A 25,442-nucleotide genomic window follows, 5' to 3' on the forward strand; every position below is an offset into this window, starting at 1 on the left:
AGGGGAGAGGGGCCTTTCTTTTCAGGAAGCTCCGTCATGACCGGCCCGTTCAGCCGCACCGCCTCGATCTTCGACCGCGGCCTCGCCCCCGACCCCGCGAACCACGTCCCGCTCAGCCCGCTCAGCTTCCTGAAACGCGCGGCGAAGGTCTATCCGGACAAGCCGGCCATCCGCCACGGCCACCGGACCATCACCTACGCGCAGTTCCTCGACCGGGTGCGGCGCTTCGCCGGAGCGCTGCTCCGGGCCGGGGTGGGACGCGGCGACACGGTGTCGGTGCTGGCGCCCAACGTCCCGGCGCTGCTGGAGTCCCATTACGCGGTGCCGCTGGCCGGCGCGGTCCTGAACGCGCTGAACACGCGGCTGGACGCCGCGGCCATCGCCTTCATCCTGGACCACAGCGAGACGAAGCTGCTGATCGTGGACCGCGAGCTGTCGCCGGTCGCCAAGGCCGCGCTCGCCCGGACCGAACGCCCCATCACGCTGGTGGAGATCGCCGACGATCAGGTTCCCGACGCGCCATCGCTGGGTGCCGTGGAGTATGAGGACTTCCTCGCCGCCGCCGACCCGGCCCCCTGGCGCGGGCCGGACGACGAGTGGCAGGCCATCGCGCTGAACTACACGAGCGGCACCACCGGCAACCCCAAGGGCGTCGTCTACCACCACCGCGGCGCCTATCTGAACGCGCTGGGCAACGCCTTCACCCTGAACGTCCGGCCCGAGAGCGTCTTCCTGTGGACGCTGCCGATGTTCCATTGCAACGGCTGGACCTACAGCTGGGCGGTCACCGCCGCGGGCGGCACCCACGTCTGCCTGCGCCGGGTGGAGCCGGCGGCGATCTTCGACGCCATCGCCGAACTGGGCGTCACCCATCTGTGCGGTGCGCCGATCGTGCTGAACATGCTGATCCACGCCCCGGCAGCGGTGCGACGGGCCGCCCCCCGCCGGGTGATCGTGGGCACCGGCGGCGCCGCCCCACCGTCGGCCGTCCTGGCCGGCATGGCGGCGCTGGGCTTCGAGGTGGTGCACATGTACGGGCTGACGGAATGCTACGGTCCGGCCACCGTCTGCGCGCCCCAGGACGGCTGGGAGGATCTCGACGCCGACGGGCTGGCCCTGCAATTCGCGCGGCAGGGGGTGAACCACGTCGCGGTGGAGGACGCCACCGTGCTCGACCGCGAAACCGGCAGGCCGGTGCCCGCCGACGCCCAGACCATCGGCGAGATCGCGCTGCGCGGCAACACGGTGATGAAGGGCTATCTGAAGAACCCCGCGGCGACCAAGGAGGCGCTGAAGGACGGCTGGTTCCGCACCGGGGATCTGGGCGTGCTGCACCCCGACGGCTATATCGAGGTGAAAGACCGCAGCAAGGACATCATCATATCCGGCGGCGAGAACATCTCGTCCCTGGAGGTGGAGGAAGCGTTGTACCGGCATCCCGCCGTTCTGGAGGCCGCCGTGGTCGCCCGCCCCGACGACCGTTGGGGCGAGAGCCCCTGCGCCTTCGTGACGGTGAAGCCCGGCGCGGCGCGCCCCTCTGAGTCCGACATAATTCAATGGTGCCGGGACCGCATTGCGCACTACAAGGTGCCGCGCACCGTTGTGTTCAGCGATCTGCCGAAGACATCGACCGGCAAAATCCAGAAGACCGTCCTGCGCGACGCGGCCCGCGATCTGGGCGCACGTCGGGAGGCCAAGAGCGTATGATAACCTTCGAACAGCTTCAGAAAACCTACCCGTCCCGCGGCACCGGCCAGCCGGTCCAGGCGCTCGCCGACATCGATTTGACCATCGGGCGCGGCGAGATCTACGGAATCATCGGGCGTTCGGGCGCCGGCAAATCCACGCTGCTGCGCACCGTGAACCTGCTGGAGAAGCCGACATCGGGCCGCGTGCTGGTCGACGGGGTGGACGTCACCGCCCTGTCATCGCGCGAGCTGCGCGCGGCACGGCACAGCATCGGCATGATCTTCCAGCACTTCAACCTGCTGTCCTCGCGCACGGTGTTCGACAACGTCGCCCTGCCGCTGGAGCTGGCTGGGGTGGCGAAGGCGCAGATCCGCGCGACGGTGGAGCCGCTGCTCGACCTCGTCGGCCTCACCGACAAGCGCGACCGCTACCCGGCGGAGCTGTCGGGCGGGCAGAAGCAGCGCGTCGGCATCGCCCGCGCGCTGGCCAGCAAGCCCAAGGTGCTGCTGTCGGACGAGGCGACCTCCGCCCTCGATCCGGAAACGACGACCCAGATCCTCCATCTGCTGGCCGACATCAACAAGCGGCTGGGGCTGACCATCGTCCTCATCACCCACGAGATCGCCGTCATCAAGGAAATCTGCCACAAGGTGGCGGTGATGGAGAACGGGCGGATCATCGAGCAGGGGCCGGTCTTCGACATCTTCGCGCACCCCAAGCACGAGACGACGAAGACCTTCGTCGATCCGGTCATCAACCGCGGCATCCCGGACTCCTTGCGCGCCCGCCTGTCGGCGACGCCGGTTCCGGGGTCGAACATGGTGCTGCGCATCACCTTCACGGGGGAACGCGCGACCTCCCCGGTGATCAGCGCGATCAGCCGCAAGCTGAACCTGGACCTGAACATCTGGCACGGCCAGATCGACGAGATCCAGGGCGCGCCCTTCGGAACGCTGGTGGTGGAGGCCATCGGCAATCCGCAGTCCATCGAGGCGGCCATCAGCCTCCTGAACGTCAACAAGCTCGGTGTCGAGGTGCTCGGTCATGCTGTCCCCGGAAATCTACGCGCTGCTGTTTAAGGCGCTTCTCGACACGCTCTACATGGTGGCGGTGTCGGGCCTTCTGGGCACGGCGCTGGGCCTTCCGCTGGGCGTGCTCCTGGCCGTCACCGGCCGGGGGGAGCTGCTGCAGAACCTCGCCTTCAACCGGGTCGCCGGCGTGCTGGTGAACATGACGCGCTCCACCCCCTTCATCATCCTGGTGGTGGCGATCATCCCCTTCACCCGCCTGATCGCCGGCACCTCCATCGGCACCGCGGCGGCCATCGTGCCGCTGACGGTCGCCGCCGTGCCCTTCATCGCCCGCATCGTCGAGGGCGCCGTGCGCGAGGTCGACCGCGGCCTGATCGAGGCGGCGCAGTCCATGGGCGCCACGCCCTTCCAGATCATCCGCAAGGTCCTGCTGCCGGAGGCGATGCCCGCCATCGCGCTGGGCCTGACGCTGTCGGTGGTCAGCCTGATCGGCTATTCGGCCATGGTCGGTGCGGTCGGCGGCGGGGGCCTGGGCGACCTCGGCATCCGCTACGGCTACCAGCGCTTCCTGCCGGAGGTCATGCTGGCGGTGGTGATCGTGCTGATCGTGCTGGTGCAGATCGTTCAATCGACGGGCGACTGGATCGCCCGCCGCGTCAACAAACGCAACCTGAAGTCCTGAGGAGTTGGAGATGTTCCGTACCCGTGTGCTCGGCGCGGCCTTTGGTCTGGTGGCCGGCATCGCGACCCTGGCGACCGCCGTCGGCGCGTCGGCCGAAGCCCTGAAGATCGGCGTCACCCCCGGCCCGCACGGCCAGATCCTGGAGAAGGTGAAGCCACTGGCCGCCAAGGAAGGCCTCGACCTGACGGTTCTGGAGTTCTCCGACTACGTCATCCCGAACCAGGCGCTGGCTCAGGGCGACCTGAACGCCAACTCCTTCCAGCACCAGCCCTACCTGGACAACCAGGTGAAGGACCGCGGCTACGAGCTGGTCAGCGTCGCCAAGACGGTGATCTTCCCGATGGGCGTCTACTCGAAGAAGGTGAAGAGCCTGGACGAGCTGCCCGACGGTGCCAAGATCTCCATCCCCAACGACCCGACCAATGGCGGCCGCGCCCTGCTGCTGCTCCAGGCCAAGGGGCTGATCAAGGTGAAGGAAAGCGCCGGCCTGAAGGCCTCGCCGCTCGACATCTCCGACAACCCGAAGAAGCTGCAGATCCTGGAGCTGGACGCCGCCCAGCTCCCGCGCTCGCTGGACGACGTGACCGTGGCGGTCATCAACACCAACTTCGCCATGGAATCCGGCCTGGACCCGAACAAGGACGCCATCGCCCGCGAGGCCAGCGAGAGCCCCTACGCCAACGTCATCGCCGTCCGCAAGGCCGACCAGGGCAAGCCGTGGGTCGCCACGCTGGTCAAGGTGTACCAGAGCGACGAGGTGAAGCAGTTCATCCTCGACCGCTTCAAGGGCGCGGTGGTCCCGGCTTGGTAACCGCCGGATAGGACAGTCCCTTCCTGCGTCTTGGAAGAGGCCCGGCCCGGTCGACGGGCCGGGCCTCTTCCGTTCTGGGTTTCCCCATCGGGCACAGGCACTCCGCCTGCGGCAAAAACGCCCGCCTTGGCCATGGCCCCGGATTGCCCTTTCGCCTGGAAAACTGATATATTAATATATCCGATATCCTTCCGGCATCCTCCGGTCCAAGGGGCACCCACGCCATGACGCCTTATGCCGACCTCCTGCGCGAGGATTTCCGCGCCACCATCGACGGCACGCCGACCGACCTGTTCACCCTGCGAAACAGCCGGGGCATGGCCGTCCGCATCACCAATTACGGCTGCAAGATCGTCCAGATCCTGGCACCCGACCGCGACGGCGCCCTCGGCGACGTGGTGCAGGGCTACGAGACGCTGGAGCAAACGATGGCCGGCCAGCCCTCCATGGGCTCCTTCATCGGGCGCTATTGCGGGCGCATCGGCGGCGGACGCTTCACGCTGGACGGAGTGGAGCACCGCACCGCCGTCAACGCGCCGCCCAACACGCTGCACGGCGGCCAGCGCGGCTCGCGCTTCCGCACCTTCGCCGCCCGGCAACTGGACGAGACGAGCCTGGAGCTGACCTACGTCTTCCAGGACGGAGAGGAGGGCTTTCCCGGCACCCTGCCCGTCCGGCTGGTCTATGCGCTGGACGAGGACAACGCCCTGACCATCGCCTGGACCGCCGTGGCGGCGGACAGGGCGACCGTGGCGAACTTCACCGACCACACCTTCTTCAACCTGTCGGGCGACGCCGGGTCCTGCATCCTCGACCATGTGGCGACGGTCAACGGCGGTCGCTATCTGGCGCTCGACGCCACCGCCGTCCCCACCGGGGAGCTGGTGGACGTGACCGGCACGCCCCTCGATTTCCGCAGCCCCGCCGCCTTCGGCGCGCGAATCGGCGCCGACCACCCGATGCTGGCGCTCGGCAAGGGCTACGACCTGCATTACGCGGTGGACAAGCCGGAGGATGCGCTGGGGCTGCACGCCCGCGTGGTCCATCCGGGCAGCGGGCGCATGCTGGAGGTCCTCTCCACGGAACCCGGCCTGCAGGTCTACACCGGCAATTTCCTCGACGGCCAGACGCCGCGCGACCTCGGCAAGGGCGGCACGCTCTACACCCGGCACAGCGCCTTCTGCCTGGAGCCGTCGCACTTCCCCAACGCCGTCAACATCCCGTCCTTCCCCTCCACCACGCTGGCCCCCGGCCAGTGGTATGCGGGCCGCATCGTCTACCGCTTCGGCGTCGCCTGAACTCCGATTCCCAAAGGACCTTCCGTCATGCCTCATCTTTCCCGTGAATCGCTCGCCGCCGGCGCCTTCGATGTGGCGCACACGGCGGGCGCCCCGCGGCTGCCCGTCACCGTCCTTCAGATCGGCGACGGCAACTTCCTGCGCGGCTTCGTCGATTGGATGGTGGACGTCGCCAACGGCGCCGGGCTGATGAGCGCTGGCGTCGCCGTCGCCCAGCCGCTGGACCAGGGCGTCGCCGGCCTGCTGAACGCGCAGGAGGGGCTCTACACCGTCCTGCTGCGCGGCATCGAGCAGGGCAAGGAGGTCGAATCCCGCCGGGTGGTCAGCTGCGTGTCCGACGCGCTGAACCCCCACGCGGAGTGGGACCGCATGCTGGCCCTCGCCACCGCTCCGGCGCTGCGCTTCCTGGTGTCCAACACGACGGAGGCCGGCATTGCCGACGTGGCGGAGCCCTACACCCCCGGCACCTGCCAACAGAGCTTCCCGGCCAAGGTCGCGGCGCTGCTGCACGCCCGCTTCACCGCGCTGGGCGGCACGCCGGACAGCGGCCTCGTCCTGCTGCCCTGCGAACTGATCGAGGCCAACGGGGCCAAGCTGAAGCGGATCGTCCTGGCCCACGCCAAACGCTGGGGCCTGGAGTCCGGCTTCGCCGCCTGGGTCGAGGCGCACAACCACTTCCTGAACACGCTGGTCGACCGCATCGTCCCCGGCTATCCGCGCGACGAGGCCGCCGCTCTGGCCGCCAAATGGGGCTATGAGGACCCGCTGGCCGTGGCCGGCGAGCCCTTCCACGTCTGGGTCATCGAAGGCCCGGCGGCCCTGGCCGAGGAGTTCCCGCTGCACAAGGCCGGGCTGAACGTGGTCTGGACCGACGACCTGCAGCCCTACCGCACGCGCAAGGTGCGCATCCTGAACGGCGCCCACACCGCCAGCGCGCTCGCCGCCTTCGTGGCGGGGGTGGACACGGTGAAGGGCATGATGGACGACGCCACCCTGTCCGCCTACCTGAACACGGTGATGTTCGGGGAGATCGTGCCCTTCGTGCCCCTGCCGGACGCCGAGCGCCAGGATTACGCCCGCACCATCATGGAGCGCTTCGGCAACCCCTACATCCGGCACGAGCTGATCGCCATTTCGCTGAACTCGGTGTCGAAGTGGCAGGTGCGCGTCCTGCCCAGCCTGAAGGACTACGCCGCCGCCCATGGCGAAGCGCCGGACGGCCTGTCCTTCTCGCTGGCCGCCCTGCTGCGCTTCTACAAGGGCACGCGGACGGCGGACGGCGCCTGCACCGGCAGCCGGGACACCGGCCCCTACCCGATCCGCGACGACGCGGCGGTGCTGACGGCGCTGTCCGGCGCCTGGGCGGCGCATGGCGACGCCCCGGCGGCTCTGGTGGACGCGGTGCTGCCCAACGCCGCCCTGTGGGGGGAGGACCTGACCCGCATCCCCGGTCTGGCCCACCGCACCGCCGCCCATCTGGCGGTGATCGAGGAGCGCGGCATGCGCGGCGCTTTGGAAGCGCTGGTGAGCTGAGTCCCAGCCCTCTCCCGCCCCGGGAGAGGGAGGAACCCGCCGCGACAGCGGCGGGAGGATGAGGGTGCCGCCAAGGATGGATTGCCGATCCTCGGACGCCCCTCACCCGCCCGCTTCGCGGGCACCCTCTCCCGGGGCGGGAGAGGGAAAGAACTCAGCCTCACAACCGCTATATACCTTCGCGTACAACGGCCTGTTGACAGCGCCCAGCCATCGCAGTATCCGAACCGATACAGCGTCGGGCGAGTCACCATTCCGCAACGAACCGAAGGGACCATGTCCATGCGTTTGAAAGCCCTCGCCCTCGCCTTTGGGCTGCTGGCCCTCCAGACCGCCGCCCAGACCGCCCCGGCGGCGGCCCAGGACCTCCACGCCTATGTCGGCGCCGGCCTCCGCCCGCCGGTGGACGCGCTGATCGAGGATTTCCGCAAGGAGACGGGAATCACCGTGACGGCCGAATACGGCGGGTCGGGCCAGTTGCTCGCCCGCTTCGCCGAGACGAGGACCGGCGACCTGTTCATCCCCGGCACGACCTTCTACACCGACAAGCTGAAGGAACTGGACGCCGTCGCCGGCCTGACGGTGCTGGTGGTGCACGGTCCGGTCCTGGCCGTGGCGCCGGGAAAAGCCGAGGCGATCCGCAGCATCGCCGACCTTGCCAAGCCGGGCGTCCGCGTCGGGCTGGGCGACCCGCAGGCCATGGCGCTGGGCCGCGCGGCGGAGGGCATTTTGGACAAGTCCGGCCAGGGCGAGGCGATCCGCCGGAACGTCACCGTCCGCGCCGCCACCGTGAAGCAGCTCGCCCTCTATGTGCTGGACGGCAACGTGGACGCCGCCATCATCGGCGCGTCGGAGGCGGCGCAGAATCCCGGTAAGCTCTCCGTCATCGCCATTCCGCCGGCGTGGTACGAGGCCGAATACGCCCCCGTCGCCGTGCTGAAGACCAGCGCCGCGCCGGACGCCGCCAAGCGCTTCGCGGATTTCCTGGCTTCGGACGCCGGTCTCGCCACCTTCCAGCGCTTCGGCTTCCCGCCCGCCCCGAAGATGTGACGGATGGGCTTCGCCACCCTGCTGGCCCTGCCGCTCGCCGTCGTCGCCCTGATGATCGCGGGCGTGCTGGGCGCCCTGCTGGCCCGCTTGCCCCCGGGCGATCTCTGGGCCGCCCTGGCCGCGGCGGAGACGCTGTTCGCGCTGCGGCTGTCGGCGCTGACCTCCGTCGCGGCGCTGGGAATCGCGCTGGCCCTCGGCCTGCCCGCGGCCTACCTGATGGCGCGGCGGCGCTTTCCGGGGAAGATCCTGCTCGACACGCTGCTGGACGTGCCACTGGTCATGCCGCCGCTGGTCGCCGGGCTGGGGCTGCTGTTCCTGCTCGGGCGCAACGGGCCGTTCCCGGCGCTGGGAATGACGTTGCTGTTCTCCCCCGCCGGCGTGGTGGTGGCCCTGGCCTTCGTGTCCACCGCCGTGGTGGTGCGCACCGCCACGGCGGCCTTCCGATCCGTCGACCGGAGCTACGCCGTCGCGGCGCAATCGCTGGGCGCGGCCCCTTGGGCGGTGTTCTGGCGGGTGGAGCTGCCGCTGGCCGCCAAGGGCATCGCAGCGGGCGCCGTGCTCGCCTGGGCGCGGGCACTGGGCGAGTTCGGCGCCACGCTGATGGTCGCCGGGGCCACCCGCCTGAAGACCGAGACGCTGCCCATGGCCGTCTTCCTCAACATCGCGACCGGGGAGACGGGCATTGCGGTGGCCTGCGCCATCCTGCTTCTGGCGGCGGCGCTGCTGATGCTGGTGGCGATGCGGCTGCTTGGCGCGCGGCGGGACGACCGAGTGCGAAAGGGCCGGTTCAGCCGCGGGCCCGCAGCCGGTTGCGGACCCGCTTGAGCGGCTGCTTCAGCTCCATCGCGTCGAGCAATCCCACCGCCGCCTGCCGCAGCGACGCGGCGGCGCCCTTCATCGCCCGGACAGGACGGGGCTCGGGAGAGCCAAGATCGGATTGGCCAAGATCGGATTGGCCAAGGTCCGGCTGGATGGCGCGCACCCGCTCCTTCAGCCGCTCCAGCCACTCCCCCTCCACCGCGTTCTGGCGGGCGTAGTCGAGGATGGAGCGGAGTTCCGCCGCCTGCGGCTCGTTGCGCACGGGGATGCCGGCGATGCGGGTCGGGTCCAGCGGCCCGTCGAAGCAGTCCGGGGCGAGCACCCCGGCGGCGGCGAAGTTCATCCGGGTGCGCACGCACTTCTCGCACACGCCACAGTTCCGGAACTGCTCCGCCCCCTCCCAGCAGACGCGCAGGGAGCGCACCGCCTCCGGATGGGCGGCGACCGCCGCGGCCTTCTCCGTCCGGGAATAGGCGGCCCCGTCATGCACGATGGAGAAGCCGTCGCCGGACAGCAGATGGTCGGCGATGGGCGTGGTGCCGTAGGGGATGACCAGCGCGTCGTAGGGTTTGGTGCTGCCGATCAGCCCGAACTCGAACTCCGCTTCGTAGAGATGCAGGCACGCCGCCAGTTCCGCCGCGTGGGAATCCTGCCAGTTCTGAAGATGCAGCTCCTTGCTGTTGGTGCGCACCACGCGCAGGTCCAGACCGACCAGATCGCGAAAGGGCCGGGTGCGCTCGACGAGCCGCTCGAAATCCTCGGGGCGGTCCAATTCCACGTCGAAGCCGTGCACCATGAGGAGCGCGCCGACGGTGTGGCGCCGCTCCGGCGGCAGGAGAAGCCGGTGGCGCAGAATGGTGAAGGTGCTGTCCAGCCCGCTGGAATAGGCGGCGATGGCCCGGCGCCCCGGCTTAGGCGCGGTGCGGTCGACGACCGTCTCCGGGATGATCTCCACCGTCCGGTAGCGGTCCGGACGCCAGCGCCGCCACACGCCCTGGAGCGTGTCGATGTTGTGCAGCGCCGTGCGGGTCAGAGGACCATGCACATGGACGGGAAGGCCCCGCTGCATGGCGTGGAACAGAACAGCCATGACCGTCCCGTCCATTGGCCGGTCCGCCGTCCCGGCCGGGTCCTCGAACTCGTAGACCACGCGGTGCCGGCGGCGGGCGCCGTCCTCGGACAGCAGGACGGTGCGGCGGACCAGACCGCCGCTCGCCGTCTCCTCGATGCCGATGTGCAGCCCCTTGCCCGCCATGCGTCCCGACGCCCTCTTCAGCCCGTGTTCCGGGATGAGAGACGGATGCCGGCCGCAATCGTTCCCGATAATCGTTTCCCGGCGCCTTATCGTTTGCAGCCGGTGAGCCAGCTGTCGATGTAGTTGGTCAGCTTGCCGTAGGAGTTGTCGCGCACCTGCACCGGCAGTCCCATCATCAGGGCCAGCAGCATCCCGTGCAGGCGGTTGGTGACCACGGCGTTGGCCGCGCCGAAATGCGCGACGGCCTTGCGGACCAGCCGGTCGCGGATGGGATACCAGCCCCGCAGCGGATCGGCGGGAAGCGGCACCGCGTCGTCCAGCCGGATCAGCCGGGCGGCCAGCGCGAAGCCGGCGAAATCCTCCGGCCCGCACAAATCCTCCCAGTCGAAGACCGGCGAGTCCTGGCGCAGCCAGTGACGCCCCGCGCATTCCTGGTCGCGCCGGGCCATGACGAGCAGGGTCGTGTCGTGAGCCGGGCGCACCGGCGTCAGCCGCGTCGGATAGCGCGTCAGGTAATGCGCGAGGTCCGGCACCTGGATCGCCCGCTCCCCCAGAAAGGGCCGCACCAGTTCGAGCGACGGCGCGTCGCGCGCCATGAAGACCAGATTGCGGTGGACCGCCCAGCGCTTCATGTCGTGGCGCAGCCGGTCGTGGTCGCGGTAATAGACGGTCTGCGGCAGCAGCACGATGCGGCTGGACGGGAAGCTCTCCAGCACCTTCTGCCGAAACGTCTCGTGATGGGGGTAGAGGTCGCCGAAATTGCCGCCGCCGTGCAGGAGGATCGCCGCCTGACCGTCGCGCTGGCGACGCAGCAGGCGCCGGGCGTTGCCCAGCGTCACCCGCTCCCGGATGTCCACACCGCCGTCGGTGAACAGGGCTTCCGCCGCCTGGTTGATCAGCAGGTCCCCGACGTTCAGATGGACCGGGATGTCCGCATAGACAGCCGGCCCGCTGCCCAAATGCGGCAAAACCGCGTCCCGCACCCTCAGCGACAGCGCCTCCAGGGCCGCAAGGTCCGGATCCAGCCAGAGGTCCGCCGCACCGGCGGCGGCACCACCGGCAGACCCACCACCAGACCCGCCAACAGATTCTCTGGTCGAGCGCCCCCCGGCACCGCCGTCATAACACCACGTATCCATGGCCAATGGCCGCCCCCGCAGAAGATTGGTCCCGGAACATTGGTCGCCGCCCCCGGAGATGGAAGAGAAGTGACACGTCCCGGTCCAATGTGAATGGGAGTGATGCGTGAAAGTTCGCTCCCAAAGGAATGCGCCTGGATTTGCCGGTTTCATCCGTCCGAACCGGCACGGAGCTTTTGCGGTAACCGTTCCGGCGCGGTCGGGCCGCGCCGGAATATTCGTGTTCATATAGTTTGTTCGCACACCAACTCGGTCATCATCCCCGTCGCCATGTGCAGAAGGTTGTGGCAATGCAACGGCCAGCGCCCCGGATTGTCGGCGTCGAAGGCGATGGTGGCGGAACCCTTCATCGGCACCAGCACCGTGTCGCGCACCGCCCCGGCCAGCGCCGTCCCGTTGAGCGCGGTCACCTGGAAATGCTGGCCGTGCAGGTGCATCGGGTGGGCCATCGGGCTTTCGTTGACCATGGTGACGGTCACGCGCTGCCCCTTGCGGACGGTCAGCGGCCGGTGTTCGCCGAAGGGACGGTCGTCGATGGTCCAGACATAGGGGGCCATGCCGCCGGTGAGACGGATGGTGAAGGCCGCATCCGTGGGGCGCGGCGCCAGAGGGTCGAGCGCCGTCAGCCGCCGCTCCAATGACAGGTCCACCGGCCCGGCGGCACTGTCGGCAAGGCCGGCGGTCTTGCCCACCGTGGCGCCGGGGGTGGCGAGGATGATGCCAGTGCGCTGGCGCTCCCCTTCCCGCTGCGCCAGGATGGGGAAGGCGCCACCCTCGGCGGGAAGCTGGAGGAGGATGTCCAGCCGCTGGCCCATGACCATGCCGAAGCGCCGCCCGGTCACCGGCTGGACCGGGTTGCCGTCCGCCGCGACCACCATCCCATCGAGGGCGCCGAGGTCGATGTGGAAGGCCGTCGAGGTCGCCCCGTTGATCAGGCGCAGCCGGACCCGTCCGCCGCGCTCCGCCCGCACCACCTCCGGATCGTCGAGGGTCCGGTCGTTGGCGAGGTAGGCGTCGTACTCCACGTCGTTGAGGTCCATAGCGGCCATGGTCGTGCCGCCCATCCCCTTCATGTCCATGGAATGGGTCATCATCGGCATGGCACCGCCATGGCCCCCGTGGCCGCTTCCATGTCCCCCGCCATGTCCCCCGCCATGCCCGCCCCCGTGATCCATCCCGCCATGATTCATGGTGCCGCCGGTCAGCCCGGCGAGCACCTCGGCGGGGTCCTTGAAGGTGAAGTCATGCAGCAGCACGGTGACCTCCTGCGCGTCCTCGCGCCGGTCTTCGGCGGTGCGGACGATCAGGGGGGCCGCCATCAGCCGCTGTTCCTGGAGGCCATGGTGCGAGTGCATCCAGTGCGTGCCGGGCCGCGGTTCGAAATCATAGCCCTGGCTGGCGCCGTCGCGGATCAGCGGGCGGTTCGCGTCGGCCACGCCGTCCTGGGCGTAGGGCGGGGTCATGCCGTGCCAATGGATGACCGCGTCCTCCCCCGCCCGATTCGCCAGATCAACCAGGAAGCGCTGCTCCGGATCAAGGAACAGGCCGGAGGTGCCGTCCGGCTGGCGGATGCCGAAGACGGAGGCGGGCTTGCCCATCACCTCCAGCACGCGCCGCTCGACGGCGAGGCGGTGGGGAGCCCCGGCCCAAGCGGGGCGCGCGACGGCGGGAAGGAAGGAGGAAACGCCGCCCAGCGCGGCGACCGAAGCCGCGGACGCCAGGAAACGGCGGCGGGTCTGAAGAATCGTCATGATGCGATGTCCGTTTTCTGGGAAATGCCGGCCCTTGGCGCGCGGTGAAGGCGCAGTTCGGGCTTGGACGTCCGGTCAAACGGCCATGCGCGGTGGTCTGAGGGCCGGCGGCGGGCCGATTCCCTCCGGCAACAGGCCGGCGGGCCGGAAGGGCGCGGAAGCCCGGAGCGGCGTCGGAAAGTCCGCCGTGGTGGCGATGCCCGACAGCATCATCGGACAGGCGCCGCCGCAGGACAGCCCATTCTTGCCCGCGCAGGCGTCGTCCGCCGGAGGCGCGTGGTCGGCATCGCCCACCCAGACGATCCCGGCCGGCGTTGGAGCCGAGGATGCGGCATGGCCTTGAGCATGAGCGCCGGCATGGGCGCCGGCATGAACGTGCGCCTGCGCGGCGGACGGCACGAACAGCGCCAGCGTGGCGAGCATCAGCAGCCCCGCCACCAGCCGCCCGACCGGCACCATCCCGCCAAGGGTGCATCCACCCCGCGCCATCGCCGTTTCCCGTTCCTGCATCGGCATCACACCGCACAGTCTCCACCTTCCAGCGGCGGGAAGGTCAAGCGCAAATTCGCGCCCGGATCACCACCCTGGACAGTCCGAACGCAACGTGGTATCTCCAGCCCGAACAAGGTGAGTTAGTACTCACTTATGCTATAAGGTTAATCATGGGACGGCTGGACAACTCGGCCCGGCGCGCGGCGATCATCGACGCGGCCCTTCCGCTGTTCGCGCGCAAGGGATTTGCCGCCACCACGACCAAAGAGATCGCGCAGGCCGCCGGTGTGTCGGAAGCGCTGATCTTCAAGCATTTCCCCAGCAAGGCCGCCCTGTACGAGGCGATCTTCCGCTCCTGCGTGGACGGGGACGAGAATCTGGCGAAGCTCCTGGCGATGCCGCCCAGCACGAAGACGCTCGTCGCCTATGTCCAGGCGATGGTGAGCTGCTACGCCAACGACCTGCCCAGCGACCGCGACACCATGCTCCCCCGCTACCGGCTCTACTTCATGAGCCTGCTGGAGGACGGGGAATTCGCCCACATGGTGCGCCGCTGGATGTCGGAGCACATCGCCCCGCCCTTCGTGGCCTCGTTGCGCGCCGCCCGCGACTCAGGCGACCTCATCCCCTCGGTCCCGGTGAATGAGAACGCCTTCTGGCTGTCCGAAATGCTGGGCTCCACCCTGGCCACCATTCACCTGCCGCCGACGCCGCTCGTCCCCTCCCTGGCCGAGCCGCGGCGCACCGTTCGCGACGCGGTCGCCTTCATCCTGCGCGGCCTCGGCCTGAAGGAGGAGGCGGTCGCCCTTTACACGTCATCATTGCATTGCACCCAATCAACAGAACCAGAACCGACCCGTTCGAGAGAGGCTGATCGTGACGAGTGACATCCACCATTCCGCTCACGCGCCAGAGCGGACCACCGCACGCCGTCCGGTCACCCGCGGGCGGCTGGCGTTCCGCATCATCATCATGGCCGTCATCCTGGCGGTGCTGTTCGGCGGCCTGTACGCCTTCAACAACTTCCGGAACAAGGCCATCGCCGACTTCTTCGCCGGCAACAAGCCGCCGCCGACCCCCGTCTCGGTCGCCCAGGCGACGGCGCAGTCCGTTCCGAAATACACCACCGCCATCGGCACCCTGACCGCCAGCCGGCAGGTCACCGTGGCGCCGGAGGTGGTCGGGCGCGTGACCCAGATCTTCTTCGAGTCAGGCGCCCGCGTGAAGGCCGGCGAACCGCTGGTGCAGCTCAACGACGCCACCGAGCAGGCCGACCTGCTGGCCTTCCGCGCCCAGGCGAAGCTGGCCGAGAACAACCTGCAGCGCGCCCGCAACCTGCTGCGCAACCAGGCCGGCCCGCAGGTCACCGTGGACCAGAACCAGGCCCAGCTCGACGAGGCCAACGCCAACATCAAGAAGACCGAGGCGCTGATCGCCCAGAAGCTGATCCGTGCCCCCTTCGACGGCGAGTTGGGCATCCGGCAGGTGAATGTCGGCGAGTATGTCAGCGCCGGCGGCCCTGTCGTCACGCTGACCGACCTCGCCAACCTGTTCGTCGACTTCACCCTGCCGGAGCAGGCGCTGAGCCAGATCCGCGTCGGCCAGCCGGTGCTGATCTCCGCCGACGCCGCCCCCGGCGCCAGCTTCGACGCCGTGATCTCGACCATCGAGCCGCAGGTCAGCCCGGACACCCGCGCCATCAAGGTGCGCGCGACGCTGCAGAACCCGGAACGCAAGCTGCTGCCCGGCATGTTCGCCAACATCCGCGTCGTCCAGCCGCCGGCCGCGAACCGCATCGTCGTTCCGGAAACCGCGGTGGACTACACGGTCTACGGCGACAGCGTCTTCGTCGTCGCCGCCCAGAAGGATGCCGAGGGCAAGGAAGGCCATGTCGCCAACCGTGTTCCGGTGAAGACCGGCGACCGCTTCGACGGCAAGGTGGAGATCCTCGACGGGGTGAAACCCGGCGACCGGGTGGTGTCCTCCGGCCAGCTCAAGCTGAACAACGGTGCCGCCGTGGTGCCGACGGAAGCGAGCGCGCTGGTGCCGCCGCAGACCGTTCCGCGCAACTGAGGACCCGGCCATGTCATTCACCGACATCTTCATCCGACGGCCGGTCCTGGCTCTGGTGGTCAGCCTGCTGATCCTGCTGGTCGGCGTCCGGTCGCTGACGGATCTGCCGATCCGGCAGTATCCGGAGCTGCAGAACACCGTCATCACCATCACCACCTCCTACCCCGGCGCCTCCCCCGACCTGATGCAGGGCTTCATCACGACGCCCATCGAGCAGGCGGTGGCGACGGCGGAAGGCATCGACTACATCACCTCCTCCTCCACCCAGGGGGTGAGCCTCGTCACCGCCTACATCCGGCTGAACTTCAACCCCAACGTCGCGATGACCGACGTGATGTCGAAGGTGCAGCAGGTCAAATACCAGCTTCCGCGCGAGGCCAACGACCCCGTGATCCTGAAATCCACGGGCGAGACGACCTCCATCCTCTACATGGGCTTCGCCAGCCCGGAGCTGTCCGGGGCGGCCATTTCCGACTATCTGACGCGCGTGGTGCAGCCGCTGCTGTCCACCGTGTCCGGCGTGGCCGAGGCGCAGATCCTGGGCGGCCAGACCTTCGCCATGCGCGTCTGGCTCGACCCGGAGCGGATGGCCGCGCGCAACATCGCCGCCGCCGACGTGCGGGCGGCGATCCAGGCCAACAACTACCAGTCCGCCCCCGGACAGGCGAAGGGCGTCTTCGTCGTCTCCAACATCACCACCAACACCGGCCTGACCGACGTCGAGCAGTTCCGGCAGATGGTGGTGAAGTCCAAGGACGGCGCGCTGGTCCGCATGAAGGACATCGCCGAGATCGAGCTGGGCGCGCAAAGCTCCAACGCCAGCGTGTCGATGAACGGCCAGCAGGCGATCTTCATCGGCATCAACTCCACGCCGACCGGCAACCCGCTGACCATCGTGGAGGACATCCGCAAGCTGGTGCCGGAGCTGGAGCGCAACCTGCCGCCGTCGCTGAAGATGGAGATCGTCTACGATTCCACCCGCTTCATCCAGGCCTCCATCGACGAGGTGCAGAAGACGCTGCTGGAGGCGGTCGGCATCGTCATCGTGGTGATCTTCCTGTTCCTGGGCTCCTTCCGCTCGGTGCTGATCCCCATCGTGACCATCCCGCTGTCCATCGTGGGTGCGGCGACGATCATGCTGGCGATGGGCTTCAGCCTGAACCTGCTGACGCTGCTCGCCATGGTGCTGGCCATCGGCCTCGTGGTGGATGATGCCATCGTGGTGGTGGAGAACGTCCACCGCCACCTGGAGGAGGGAAAGTCGCCCGTCGAATCCGCGCTGATCGGCGCGCGGGAGATCATCGGGCCGATCATCTCGATGACCATCACGCTGGCCGCCGTGTACGCCCCCATCGGCTTCCTCGGCGGGCTGACCGGCGCGCTGTTCCGTGAGTTCGCCTTCACGCTGGCGGGGTCGGTCATCATCTCCGGCGTGGTGGCGCTGACGCTGTCGCCGATGATGTGCTCGCTCCTGCTGACCCGCGACATGAACGAGGGCCGCTTCGCCCGCTTCGTCGACCGGACCTTCGAGAAGCTGTCCGGCTGGTACGGGCGGCGTCTGGGCGGCGCGCTGGACTACCGGGCAGCGACCCTGCTGTTCGGCTTCGGCGTGCTGCTGAGCGTCGGCTTCCTCTTCGCCAACACCATGTCGGAGTTGGCGCCGGAAGAGGACCAGGGCATCCTGTTCGGCATCACCAAGGGGCCGCAGTACGCCAACCTCGACTACATGGACGCCTACGGCCGCGAGATGGACGAGGTGTTCACCCACTATCCGGAGACCGACACCCGCTTCGTGCTGAACGGCCTGCCGACCCTGACCCAGGGCTTCGCCGGCATGATCCTGAAGCCGTGGGACGAGCGCACCCGCAGCGCCAAGGAGCTTCAGCCGCTGGTCCAGGCCGACCTCGGCAAGGTGTCCGGCACGCAGGTGTTCCTGGTGTCGCCGCCGGCCCTGCCCGGCTCCACCGGCGGCCTGCCGGTGCAGATGGTCATCAACAGCCCCGGCGACTACCAGACCATCTTCAACGCCATGGAGCGCATCAAGACCGCGGCCATGGAAAGCGGCATGTTCATCGTCACCGACAGCGACCTGCAGTTCAACAGCCCGGTCGTCCGGCTGCATGTCGACCGCTCCAAGGCGGCGGACCTCGGCCTGTCCATGCAGTCGATCGGCGACACGCTGGCGGTCCTGGTCGGCGGCAATTACGTCAACCGCTTCAACCTGAACGGCCGCTCCTACGAGGTCATCCCGCAGGTCCCGCGCGACAAGCGCCTGACGCCGGAGACGCTGACCCGCTACTACGTCACGGCGGGCAACGGCGCTCAGATCCCGCTGTCCACCGTCGTCTCGATCGAGATGGCGACGGAGCCGAACGCCCTGACCAAATACAACCAGCTTCCCTCCGCGACCTTTTCCGCGGTGCCGATGCCGGGCGTGACGATGGGTCAGGCCGTGGAGTTCCTGGAGCGGCAGGCCCGCGAGGTCCTGCCCGCCGGCTTCGGCCACTCCTACCTGTCGGAATCGCGCCAGTACGTGACCGAGGGCAGCCAGCTCATGGTCACCTTCGTCTTCGCGCTGGTGGTCATCTATCTGGTGCTGGCGGCGCAGTTCGAATCGCTGCGTGATCCGCTGGTGATCCTGATTTCGGTGCCGATGTCGATCTGCGGGGCGCTGCTGCCGCTGTTCTTCGGCCTGTCCACCATGAACATCTACACGCAGGTGGGTCTGGTGACGCTGATCGGCCTGATCAGCAAGCACGGCATCCTGATGGTGGAGTTCGCCCGCGAGATGCAGATCAACGAGCGGGTGGACCGCCGCACCGCCATCGAGCACGCGGCCCGTGTCCGCCTGCGCCCGATCCTGATGACCACGGCGGCGATGGTGGTGGGCCTCCTGCCCCTGCTGACCGCCGCCGGGGCCGGTGCGGCCAGCCGCTTCTCCATCGGTCTGGTGATCGTGTCGGGCATGCTGATCGGCACGCTGTTCACGCTGTTCGTCCTGCCGGCGGTCTACACCGTGCTGGCGAAGGACCACTACGCGGCGTCGGTCTCCCGCCGCGCGCGGGAGATCGCAGCGGCCTCGCAGTAAGCGTCGTCAGACCGTAGCCTCTCAAAGAAGGACCCCCTCGCCTTGCACGGGCGAGGGGGTCTTTTTCTTTGTCGACCAGCCCGCCTTTATCGGGGCAAAGCGGCGGCCACGGCGGCGGACAGCGGCGTGGTCGGGCGCCCGATCAGCGCCGACAGCTGGCGCCCGTCGTCGAACAGCGCGCCCTTCGACGCGTCGACGTCCCAGGAGGCGATGCCCTTCGCGAAGGCTTCCGGAAGACCGAATCCGGCGAGAATGGCCGCGTAGTCCGCTTCCGGCAGGTTCCGGTAGGGAATGTCCTTGCCGGTCTGGCGGGAGATTTCCGCGGCCAGGTCGGCCAGCGTCACCGCCTCGTCGCCGGCAAGTTCGTAGGTCTTGCCCTCATGGCCGCTGCCGGTCAGCACCGCCACCGCCGCGTCGGCGTAATCGGCGCGCGTGGCCGAGGAAATCCGCCCGTCGCCGGCGCTGCCGATGAAGGCGCCCCCGGCCAGCGCCGCGCCGACCGAACCGGTGTGGTTCTCCGTGTACCAGCCGTTGCGCAGGATGGTGAAGGGGATGCCCGACGCCGTGATGTCCGCCTCCGTCGCCCGGTGCTCCTCGGCGAGGCTCAGGGGCGAGCGGTCGGCGTGGAGCAGGCTGGTGTAGACGATCCGGCCGACGCCCGCCGCCTTCGCGGCGTTGACGACGTTGCGGTGCTGCGCCGCCCGCTGCCCGATCTCGTTCGACGAGATCAGCAGAAGCGTGTCGACGCCGGCCAGCGCGCGGGCGAGCGCGTCGGGGTTGCCGTAATCGGCTTCGCGGGCCTCGACCCCCAGATCGGCGGCCTTGGCGGGGGAACGCACCAGGGCGACGATGCCGGAAGCCGGAAACGTCTCCTTCAGGCGGGCGATGACGAGGCGGCCAAGCTGGCCGGTGGCACCGGTGACGGCGATGGTCATGGTCGGGTGTCCCGTTTGCGGTTAGGTGGTGCCCACCTACCTAAACCACTTGCTTACTTTTCGTAAGTACGTACATAAATGTAAGTATGGAGTTTTTCATTGGGAGAGCCGCCATGCCGGAACCGGACGATGACTACATTCCGCTGCCGCTGTCGGAGCGGATGCAGCGCGGCGACCTGATGGCCGCAGCCTGTCCGTCGCGGGAGGTGCTGAAACACGTCACCAGCCGCTGGGGCGTCCTGGTCCTGATCGCGTTGGAGGGCGGAACGCTCCGCTTCAGCGAACTCCGCCGCACCATCGGTGGAGTCAGCGAGCGGATGCTGGCCCAGACGCTGCAATGGCTGGAGGGCGATGGGCTGGTCAAGCGCACCGCCCACGACGTGGTGCCGCCCCATGTCGACTACAGCCTGACGCCGCTGGGGCGGGAGGCCGCGGAAAAGGTTCGCCTCCTCGCCGACTGGATCGAGTTCAACCTGCCGCGGATCGCCGAGGGCTGGGCGAACCGGCAGGACGCCACCGCCGACTGACCCACCCCACAAAAAAAACGCCGGACGCGAGGGGGGTGCATCCGGCGGTGCCAAGTGTTCGGGCGTTGGGCTCAGCCGGCCACGGCCGCCTCTTCGGTCGCCGCGGCCGCCGTCACCCCCAGCCGCTTCGCGATGCCCGCGCCATAGGCGGGGTCCGCCGCGAAGAAGTGCCTCAACTGGCGCCGCTGGATGAAGCCCGGCGCTTCTCCCAGCGAGTTGGCGATGTTGTCCATCAGCCGCTCCTGCGCCTCCGCCCCGATCAGGCGGAACAGCGCGCCGGCCTGGGCGTAGTCGTCGTTGCCCTCGCGGTGGTCGTAGCGGGCGGCGTCGCCGGAGATGCGCAGCGGCGGCTCGGCCACCGCACGGTTCTGCACCGGCCCGCCGAAGCTGTTCGGCTCGTAGTTCGGGCTGCCTCCGCCGTTGCCGTCGAAGCGCATGGCCCCGTCGCGCTGGTGGTTGCGGACCTCCGCGGCGTGCGGGCGGTTGACCGGCAGCGCCTGATGGTTCGCGCCCAGCCGGTAACGGTGCGCGTCGGCATAGGCGAACAGCCGGCCCTGCAGCATCTTGTCCGGGCTGAAGGAAATGCCGGGCACCACGTTGGCCGGACTGAAGGCGGCCTGCTCAACCTCGGCGAAGAAGTTCTCCGGGTTGCGGTTCAGCACCAGCTCGCCGACCTCGACCAACGGGTAATCGGCGTGCGGCCACACCTTGGTCAGGTCGAACGGGTTGATGCGGTAGGCGTCGGCCTCCACCTCCGGCATGATCTGCACCGAGACGGTCCAGGCCGGGAAGTCACCGTCGCGGATGGCGGCGAAGAGGTCGCGGGTGGCGTGGTCGGGATCGACGCCGGCCATGCGCACGGCCTGCTCCGCCGTGAAGTTCTGGATGCCCTGGCGGGTCTTGAAATGGTACTTGACCCAGAAGCGCTCACCCGCCGCGTTGATCCACGAGAAGGTGTGGCTGGAGAAGCCGTCCATGTGGCGGTAGCCACGCGGCGTGCCGCGGTCGCTGAACAGAATCGTCAGCTGGTGCATCGTCTCCGGCGACAGCGAGAAGAAGTCCCACACCGCCGTCGGGTCCTTCAGGTTGGTCGCCGGGTTGCGCTTCTGCGTGTGGATGAAGTCCGGGAACTTCAGGGGGTCGCGGATGAAGAAGACGGGCGTGTTGTTGCCGACCAGATCGTAGTTGCCGTCCTCGGTGTAGAACTTGACGGCGAAGCCGCGCGGGTCGCGCTCGGCGTCGGCGGAGCCCTTCTCGCCGCCGACGGTGGAGAAGCGCAGGAACACTTCCGTCTCCTTGCCCACCGCCGACAGGAACTTGGCCGCGGTGTAGGGCGTCACGTCCTTCGTCACCCGGAAGACGCCGTAGGCGCCGGCCCCCTTGGCGTGGACCACCCGCTCCGGAATGCGTTCGCGGTTGAAGTGAGCCAGCTTCTCGATCAGGTGGAAATCCTGCATCAGCACCGGACCGCGCGGGCCGGCGGTCAGCGAATTCTGGTTGTCGGCGACGGGGATGCCGGCGGCAGTGGTCAGGGTGCTCATGGCTCAACTCCTTGCGTTTCTTATCAGTTGTCGCGTCCGCTTTGCCCCCTGGTTATCCCGCCGCTTCGTTGATATATCCAAGACATCGTTTCAAATGCTTCGATAGCTTGATCCTATGAATCTCGCCGGTCTGTCCCTTCGCGATCTGGAATATGTAGTGGCGGTGGCCGAGCAGCGTCATTTCGGCAAGGCGGCGGAGCGCTGCTCGGTCAGCCAGCCGTCGCTGAGCGCGCAGATCCGCAAGCTTGAAGACCTGCTCGGCATCCCCCTGTTCGAGCGGACGAGCCGCCGCGTGCTGCCCACCCCGCAGGGGGAGGCGGTGATCCGCCAGGCCCGCGTCGTCCTGGAGGAGGCGCGCCGCCTGCTGGCGCTGGCCCGCGGGACGGAAGGGGCCTTGCATGGTCCGCTCTCCATCGCGGCGATCCAGACGCTGGGACCGTACCTGTTTCCCCACGTCCTGCCCGCGATGCGCCGGCACCTGCCCGACGTCCAGCTCGTCCTGTCCGAGGGGCGCACCGACGGCCTGCTGGAGGAACTGCGGGAAGGCCGGTTGGACGCCGTTCTGCTCGCCCTGCCCGTCGAGGCGGAGGGGCTGACCTGCGACGCCCTGTTCTTCGAACCCTTCGTGCTGGCCCACCCCGCCGGCCACCGGCTGGAAAGCCTGCCCTCCATCGCCCTGGCCGACCTCGACCCCGGCGAACTGGTGCTGCTGGAGGAGGGGCATTGCCTGCGCGATCAGGCGCTGGCCGCCTGCGGCGCCGCCACCCGCGGCATGCGCCACGCCACCGGGCTGGAGACGCTGCGCCATATGGTCGCCAGCGGCACCGGCTACACGCTGATGCCGCGGCTGGCCACCGGTGATGGGGAGGCGGCGACGGTGGGTGGCTTGGTCACCTACCGCGACTTCCAGGGCGATCCGCCCGGTCGCATCATCGGCTTGGTCTGGCGGGCCAGCGACCCGCGCGCCGCCGGCTTCCGCGCGCTCGCTCAGAGCCTGCGCGACGCCACCCCGCCCGGCCTGCGCCGGATTGAGTGCTCAGCCGACGCCTGAGTCCGGCTCCGCCATGAAGGCGAGATGGTGCAGGACGATCCCGCTGGTCGTGGCGACGTTCAGGGAATCGAAATCCGGCGCCATGGGGATGCGCACCGTCCGCGTCCGCGCCAGGACGGAGGCTGGCAGCCCCGGCCCCTCCGACCCCAGAAGCAGGGCCGCGCGCTCCGGACGGCGCAGGCCCGCCAGGGTGACCGCTCCCGCCGGGCTCAGCGAGAGGACGGCGAATCCATGCCGCTCCAGCAGAGCGACCGGATCGGTTCCCGCCGGAATCCGGACGAAGGGCACCCGCAGCGCCGCCCCGACCGACACGCGGATCGCCTTGCGGTAGAGCGGGTCGCAGCAGCCGGAATCAAGCAGCACCGCGTCCACCCCGAAGGCCGCGGCGTTGCGGAAGATCCCTCCCACATTGTCGTGGTTGCCGATCCCGCAGAGCACCAGCACGGTCGCCCGCTGTCCCAGCGCAGCCAGCAGCGCGTCCGGCTCCGGCATCGGTGCCGCCCGCCCCAGGCCCAGGATGCCGCGGTGCAGCGGGAAGCCGGCGATGGCGTCCAACACCTCCTGCCGGGCGCTGTAAACGGGCACCGCGGCGGGCAGTGCCTCCAGCATCGGCGCCAGCCCCGCGATCCTCCTGTCCGCGATCAGCAGAGACACAGTTTCGTGGCGCGAGGCAGTCAACAACGTCCGCAGCACCACCGCCCCTTCGGCGATGAAGCGCCCCTCCCGCCCCACGAGGTCGCGCTCCTTCACGTCGCGGTAAGCGGCGATCCGCGGGTCGTCCGGGTCGTTTATGGGAATGACGGAAGGGGGAGTGATGGAGGGCATAGGCGACTGTGTAGCGCCCCCGGCGCTCCGCCGAAAGGTCGTAAAGCGCGGGGCCGGTGTGAAGGGCGCCACTTCCATACCGGCCAAAGCCCGTTAGACAGGACCGGCAACGCGGGGCGGCAGTCCCCGCCTGAACGGAGGAACCGCCCATGCCGACCCTGTCCGCCGTCCGCGCTTTCGGCGCAATCCTGCCGAAATCACTCACCGCCGCCCTGCTGGGAGTCTGCCGCAGCTTGAAGGAACGCCGGAAGCAACGGGCCGCCACCCCCGACCGCCTTGACGACCGATTGCTGAGGGACATCGGCGTCAGCCGCTGCGACCTCATGGCTGCCGAACTCCTGAAAAAGCCGCGCCGGCGCGACGAGGGCCGCTGAACCGGAGCTTACGGCTTGCCCGCTGGGGTCACCCGCAGGATCTCGCCCCGGTTCTCGTCGGTCAGCAGATAGAGCGCCCCGTCCGGCCCCTGGCTAACCTGCCGGATGCGCTTGCCCAGATCGCGGAACATGCGCTCCTCATGCTTGACCTTGTTGCCGTCGAGTTCGAGCCGCACGACCTCCTTGGTCGCCAGCCCACCGTTGAACACGCTGCCCTTCCAGCCGGGCAGCGTGTCCGCCGTGTAGAAGGTCATGCCCGAGGAGCCGATGACCGGAGTCCACTGGTACACCGGCTCCTCCATCCCGGGCGCGCTCGACTTGCCCGTCCCGATCGGCGTCCCGTTGTAGTTCACCCCGTAGGACACCACCGGCCAGCCGTAATTCTTCCCCGCCTCCGGCACATTGACCTCGTCGCCGCCGCGCGGGCCATGCTCGTTGATCCACAGCGCGCCGGTCTGCGGATTCAGCGCGGCGCCCTGGATGTTGCGGTGACCGTAGGACCAGATTTCAGGCAGCGCGCCGGAGCGGTTCACGAAGGGGTTGTCGGCGGGCACGGAGCCATCGCGGTTGATCCGCACCACCTTGCCCAGATGCGAGTCGAGATCCTGGGCCTGCGTCCGGAACCGCTCCAACGAGCGTTCGCCCAGCGTCACGTACAGGTGTCCCTGGCGGTCGAAGACCAGCCGGGACCCGTAATGCATGCGGCTTTCGACCTTGGGCTTCTGAGAGAAGATCACCCGGACGTCGGTCAGGGCGGTTTCATCGGCGTTCAGCGCGCCGCGCGCCACGGCGGTGGAGTTGGTGCCGTCCTGCGTCCCGGGTTCAGAATAGCTGAGATAGACGAACCGGTTCTGCGCGAAGTCCGGGTCCAGCGCCACGTCGAGCAGACCGCCCTGCCCGCGGTCGTCGACCTTCGGCACGCCCTTCACCGGGGCGGACACCGTGCCGTCCTGCGCCACGATGCGCAACCGGCCGTCCTTTTCCGTCACCAGCATCCGCCCGTCGGGCAGAAAGGCCAGTCCCCAGGGATGGCTGAGGCCACTGGCGACGGTCTTCACCGACACCATCGCTTTTTCGGTTTTGAACACCTTGTCCACGGCGCTCGCGTCCGTGACGCTCAGGCAAGCCGCAAGGGTGGTGGCGGTCATCAGGGCGGCGGTTCGGCCCATGCGCATTCCTCGTCCTCCCGCATCGTCGCTGTCGATGGGTAGGTGGGGGCGCCACGGCCACGAACAAGACGCCCAGCCCCTAGTTTCCCTCCTTGATCCCCTCCCCGCCTGCGGCGGGGGAGGGTCAGGGAGGGGGCCCGCGCCAACACCCCGGACACGACTAAAAACCGGCGTTTCCCACAGGGGAAAGCGCCGGCTTTGTCGTTCATGAAGCCGATTGTCGAGTGTGACTGACGCCTGCTGCGTCCACTCCGGTGTGGTGTGGCGTGTGCCGTGGTGACCTGGCGGCGACCTACTCTCCCACGTCTT

Annotated in this window: 22 protein-coding genes; 14 read left to right on the forward strand and 8 right to left on the reverse strand. The window is 68.8% G+C overall.

What is annotated here, in order from left to right:
* Positions 1 to 36 precede the first annotated feature (36 nt).
* The 8 genes from H0B54_RS16505 (at position 37) to H0B54_RS16540 (ending at position 8,919) form a co-directional block, all read left to right on the forward strand.
* Positions 37 to 1,707 (forward strand): AMP-binding protein, encoded by a 1,671-nt coding sequence (locus H0B54_RS16505; protein WP_188261229.1) that lies wholly within the window; start codon positions 37 to 39, stop codon positions 1,705 to 1,707.
* Positions 1,704 to 2,768 (forward strand): methionine ABC transporter ATP-binding protein, encoded by a 1,065-nt coding sequence (locus tag H0B54_RS16510; protein ID WP_188261230.1) that lies wholly within the window; start codon positions 1,704 to 1,706, stop codon positions 2,766 to 2,768. The genes H0B54_RS16505 and H0B54_RS16510 overlap by 4 nt, the downstream gene beginning before the upstream one ends.
* Positions 2,734 to 3,402 (forward strand): methionine ABC transporter permease, encoded by a 669-nt coding sequence (locus tag H0B54_RS16515; RefSeq protein ID WP_104675398.1) that lies wholly within the window; start codon positions 2,734 to 2,736, stop codon positions 3,400 to 3,402. The genes H0B54_RS16510 and H0B54_RS16515 overlap by 35 nt, the downstream gene beginning before the upstream one ends.
* 10 nt (positions 3,403 to 3,412) lie before the next feature.
* The gene (locus tag H0B54_RS16520) at positions 3,413 to 4,213 is read left to right on the forward strand and encodes a MetQ/NlpA family ABC transporter substrate-binding protein (RefSeq protein WP_188261231.1); all 801 of its coding nucleotides are present in this window, start codon (positions 3,413 to 3,415) and stop codon (positions 4,211 to 4,213) included.
* Between the two features lie 224 nt (positions 4,214 to 4,437).
* Entirely contained in the window at positions 4,438 to 5,511 is a 1,074-nt protein-coding gene (locus H0B54_RS16525; RefSeq protein ID WP_188261232.1) for an aldose epimerase family protein, read from the forward strand.
* Positions 5,512 to 5,538: 27 nt separating this feature from the next.
* On the forward strand, positions 5,539 to 7,044 hold the full coding sequence (locus H0B54_RS16530; protein WP_188261233.1) for a tagaturonate reductase: 1,506 nt from the start codon (positions 5,539 to 5,541) through the stop codon (positions 7,042 to 7,044).
* Positions 7,045 to 7,326: 282 nt separating this feature from the next.
* The gene (gene modA / locus H0B54_RS16535; RefSeq protein ID WP_188261234.1) at positions 7,327 to 8,094 is read left to right on the forward strand and encodes a molybdate ABC transporter substrate-binding protein; all 768 of its coding nucleotides are present in this window, start codon (positions 7,327 to 7,329) and stop codon (positions 8,092 to 8,094) included.
* Between the two features lie 3 nt (positions 8,095 to 8,097).
* Entirely contained in the window at positions 8,098 to 8,919 is an 822-nt protein-coding gene (locus H0B54_RS16540; protein WP_188261235.1) for an ABC transporter permease, read from the forward strand.
* Here the strand turns inward: H0B54_RS16540 and H0B54_RS16545 are convergent.
* The 4 genes from H0B54_RS16545 to H0B54_RS16560 form a co-directional block, all read right to left on the reverse strand.
* Positions 8,882 to 10,168, reverse strand: coding sequence for a hypothetical protein (locus H0B54_RS16545; protein WP_188261236.1), 1,287 nt, complete (start codon positions 10,166 to 10,168; stop codon positions 8,882 to 8,884). The two genes, H0B54_RS16540 and H0B54_RS16545, sit on opposite strands and share 38 nt — an antisense overlap.
* Positions 10,169 to 10,254: 86 nt before the next feature.
* Positions 10,255 to 11,307 (reverse strand): polysaccharide pyruvyl transferase family protein, encoded by a 1,053-nt coding sequence (locus H0B54_RS16550; protein ID WP_188261237.1) that lies wholly within the window; start codon positions 11,305 to 11,307, stop codon positions 10,255 to 10,257.
* 224 nt (positions 11,308 to 11,531) lie between these two features.
* A complete protein-coding gene (locus H0B54_RS16555) occupies positions 11,532 to 13,058 on the reverse strand; it encodes a multicopper oxidase family protein (protein WP_188261238.1) in 1,527 nt (508 codons plus the stop codon).
* A 75-nt stretch (positions 13,059 to 13,133) separates the two neighbouring features.
* Positions 13,134 to 13,574 (reverse strand): hypothetical protein, encoded by a 441-nt coding sequence (locus tag H0B54_RS16560; protein WP_246472560.1) that lies wholly within the window; start codon positions 13,572 to 13,574, stop codon positions 13,134 to 13,136.
* 146 nt (positions 13,575 to 13,720) lie between these two features.
* On the opposite strand from H0B54_RS16560, the gene H0B54_RS16565 reads away from it, so the two are divergent.
* From H0B54_RS16565 to H0B54_RS16575, 3 genes are read left to right on the forward strand one after another with little or no spacing between them, the layout of a single operon-like run.
* Positions 13,721 to 14,437 (forward strand): TetR/AcrR family transcriptional regulator, encoded by a 717-nt coding sequence (locus H0B54_RS16565; RefSeq protein WP_188261239.1) that lies wholly within the window; start codon positions 13,721 to 13,723, stop codon positions 14,435 to 14,437.
* A complete protein-coding gene (locus H0B54_RS16570; protein WP_188261240.1) occupies positions 14,427 to 15,623 on the forward strand; it encodes an efflux RND transporter periplasmic adaptor subunit in 1,197 nt (398 codons plus the stop codon). Before H0B54_RS16565 ends, H0B54_RS16570 begins: the two co-directional genes overlap by 11 nt.
* A gap of 10 nt (positions 15,624 to 15,633) precedes the next feature.
* A complete protein-coding gene (locus H0B54_RS16575; protein WP_094304210.1) occupies positions 15,634 to 18,711 on the forward strand; it encodes a MexW/MexI family multidrug efflux RND transporter permease subunit in 3,078 nt (1,025 codons plus the stop codon).
* An 86-nt stretch (positions 18,712 to 18,797) separates the two neighbouring features.
* Here H0B54_RS16575 and H0B54_RS16580 read toward each other — a convergent pair whose 3' ends face one another.
* A complete protein-coding gene (locus tag H0B54_RS16580) occupies positions 18,798 to 19,646 on the reverse strand; it encodes an SDR family oxidoreductase (RefSeq protein WP_188261241.1) in 849 nt (282 codons plus the stop codon).
* Positions 19,647 to 19,759: 113 nt separating this feature from the next.
* Between H0B54_RS16580 and H0B54_RS16585 the strand changes: the two genes are divergently transcribed.
* On the forward strand, positions 19,760 to 20,173 hold the full coding sequence (locus tag H0B54_RS16585) for a winged helix-turn-helix transcriptional regulator (protein WP_094304214.1): 414 nt from the start codon (positions 19,760 to 19,762) through the stop codon (positions 20,171 to 20,173).
* A 71-nt stretch (positions 20,174 to 20,244) separates the two neighbouring features.
* Here H0B54_RS16585 and H0B54_RS16590 read toward each other — a convergent pair whose 3' ends face one another.
* Positions 20,245 to 21,714 (reverse strand): catalase, encoded by a 1,470-nt coding sequence (locus tag H0B54_RS16590; RefSeq protein WP_188261242.1) that lies wholly within the window; start codon positions 21,712 to 21,714, stop codon positions 20,245 to 20,247.
* 115 nt (positions 21,715 to 21,829) lie between these two features.
* Here H0B54_RS16590 and H0B54_RS16595 point away from each other — a divergent pair, with 115 nt between their 5' ends.
* The gene (locus H0B54_RS16595) at positions 21,830 to 22,765 is read left to right on the forward strand and encodes a LysR substrate-binding domain-containing protein (protein ID WP_188261243.1); all 936 of its coding nucleotides are present in this window, start codon (positions 21,830 to 21,832) and stop codon (positions 22,763 to 22,765) included.
* On the opposite strand, the gene H0B54_RS16600 is transcribed toward H0B54_RS16595, so the two are convergent.
* On the reverse strand, positions 22,751 to 23,590 hold the full coding sequence (locus H0B54_RS16600) for a TrmH family RNA methyltransferase (protein WP_188261244.1): 840 nt from the start codon (positions 23,588 to 23,590) through the stop codon (positions 22,751 to 22,753). The two genes, H0B54_RS16595 and H0B54_RS16600, sit on opposite strands and share 15 nt — an antisense overlap.
* Before the next feature lie 149 nt (positions 23,591 to 23,739).
* Between H0B54_RS16600 and H0B54_RS16605 the strand changes: the two genes are divergently transcribed.
* Complete coding sequence (locus H0B54_RS16605) at positions 23,740 to 23,964, forward strand: DUF1127 domain-containing protein (RefSeq protein ID WP_188261245.1); 225 nt, start codon at positions 23,740 to 23,742, stop codon at positions 23,962 to 23,964.
* A gap of 8 nt (positions 23,965 to 23,972) precedes the next feature.
* Here the strand turns inward: H0B54_RS16605 and H0B54_RS16610 are convergent, their stop codons facing one another.
* Positions 23,973 to 25,139 carry a PQQ-dependent sugar dehydrogenase gene (locus H0B54_RS16610; RefSeq protein ID WP_246472561.1) on the reverse strand — a complete coding sequence of 389 codons (1,167 nt, stop codon included), beginning with the start codon at positions 25,137 to 25,139 and terminating at the stop codon, positions 23,973 to 23,975.
* Between the last annotated feature and the right edge of the window lie 303 nt (positions 25,140 to 25,442).

It is taken from the genome of Azospirillum tabaci, assembly GCF_014596085.1.
GTDB classification, from domain to species: domain Bacteria; phylum Pseudomonadota; class Alphaproteobacteria; order Azospirillales; family Azospirillaceae; genus Azospirillum; species Azospirillum tabaci.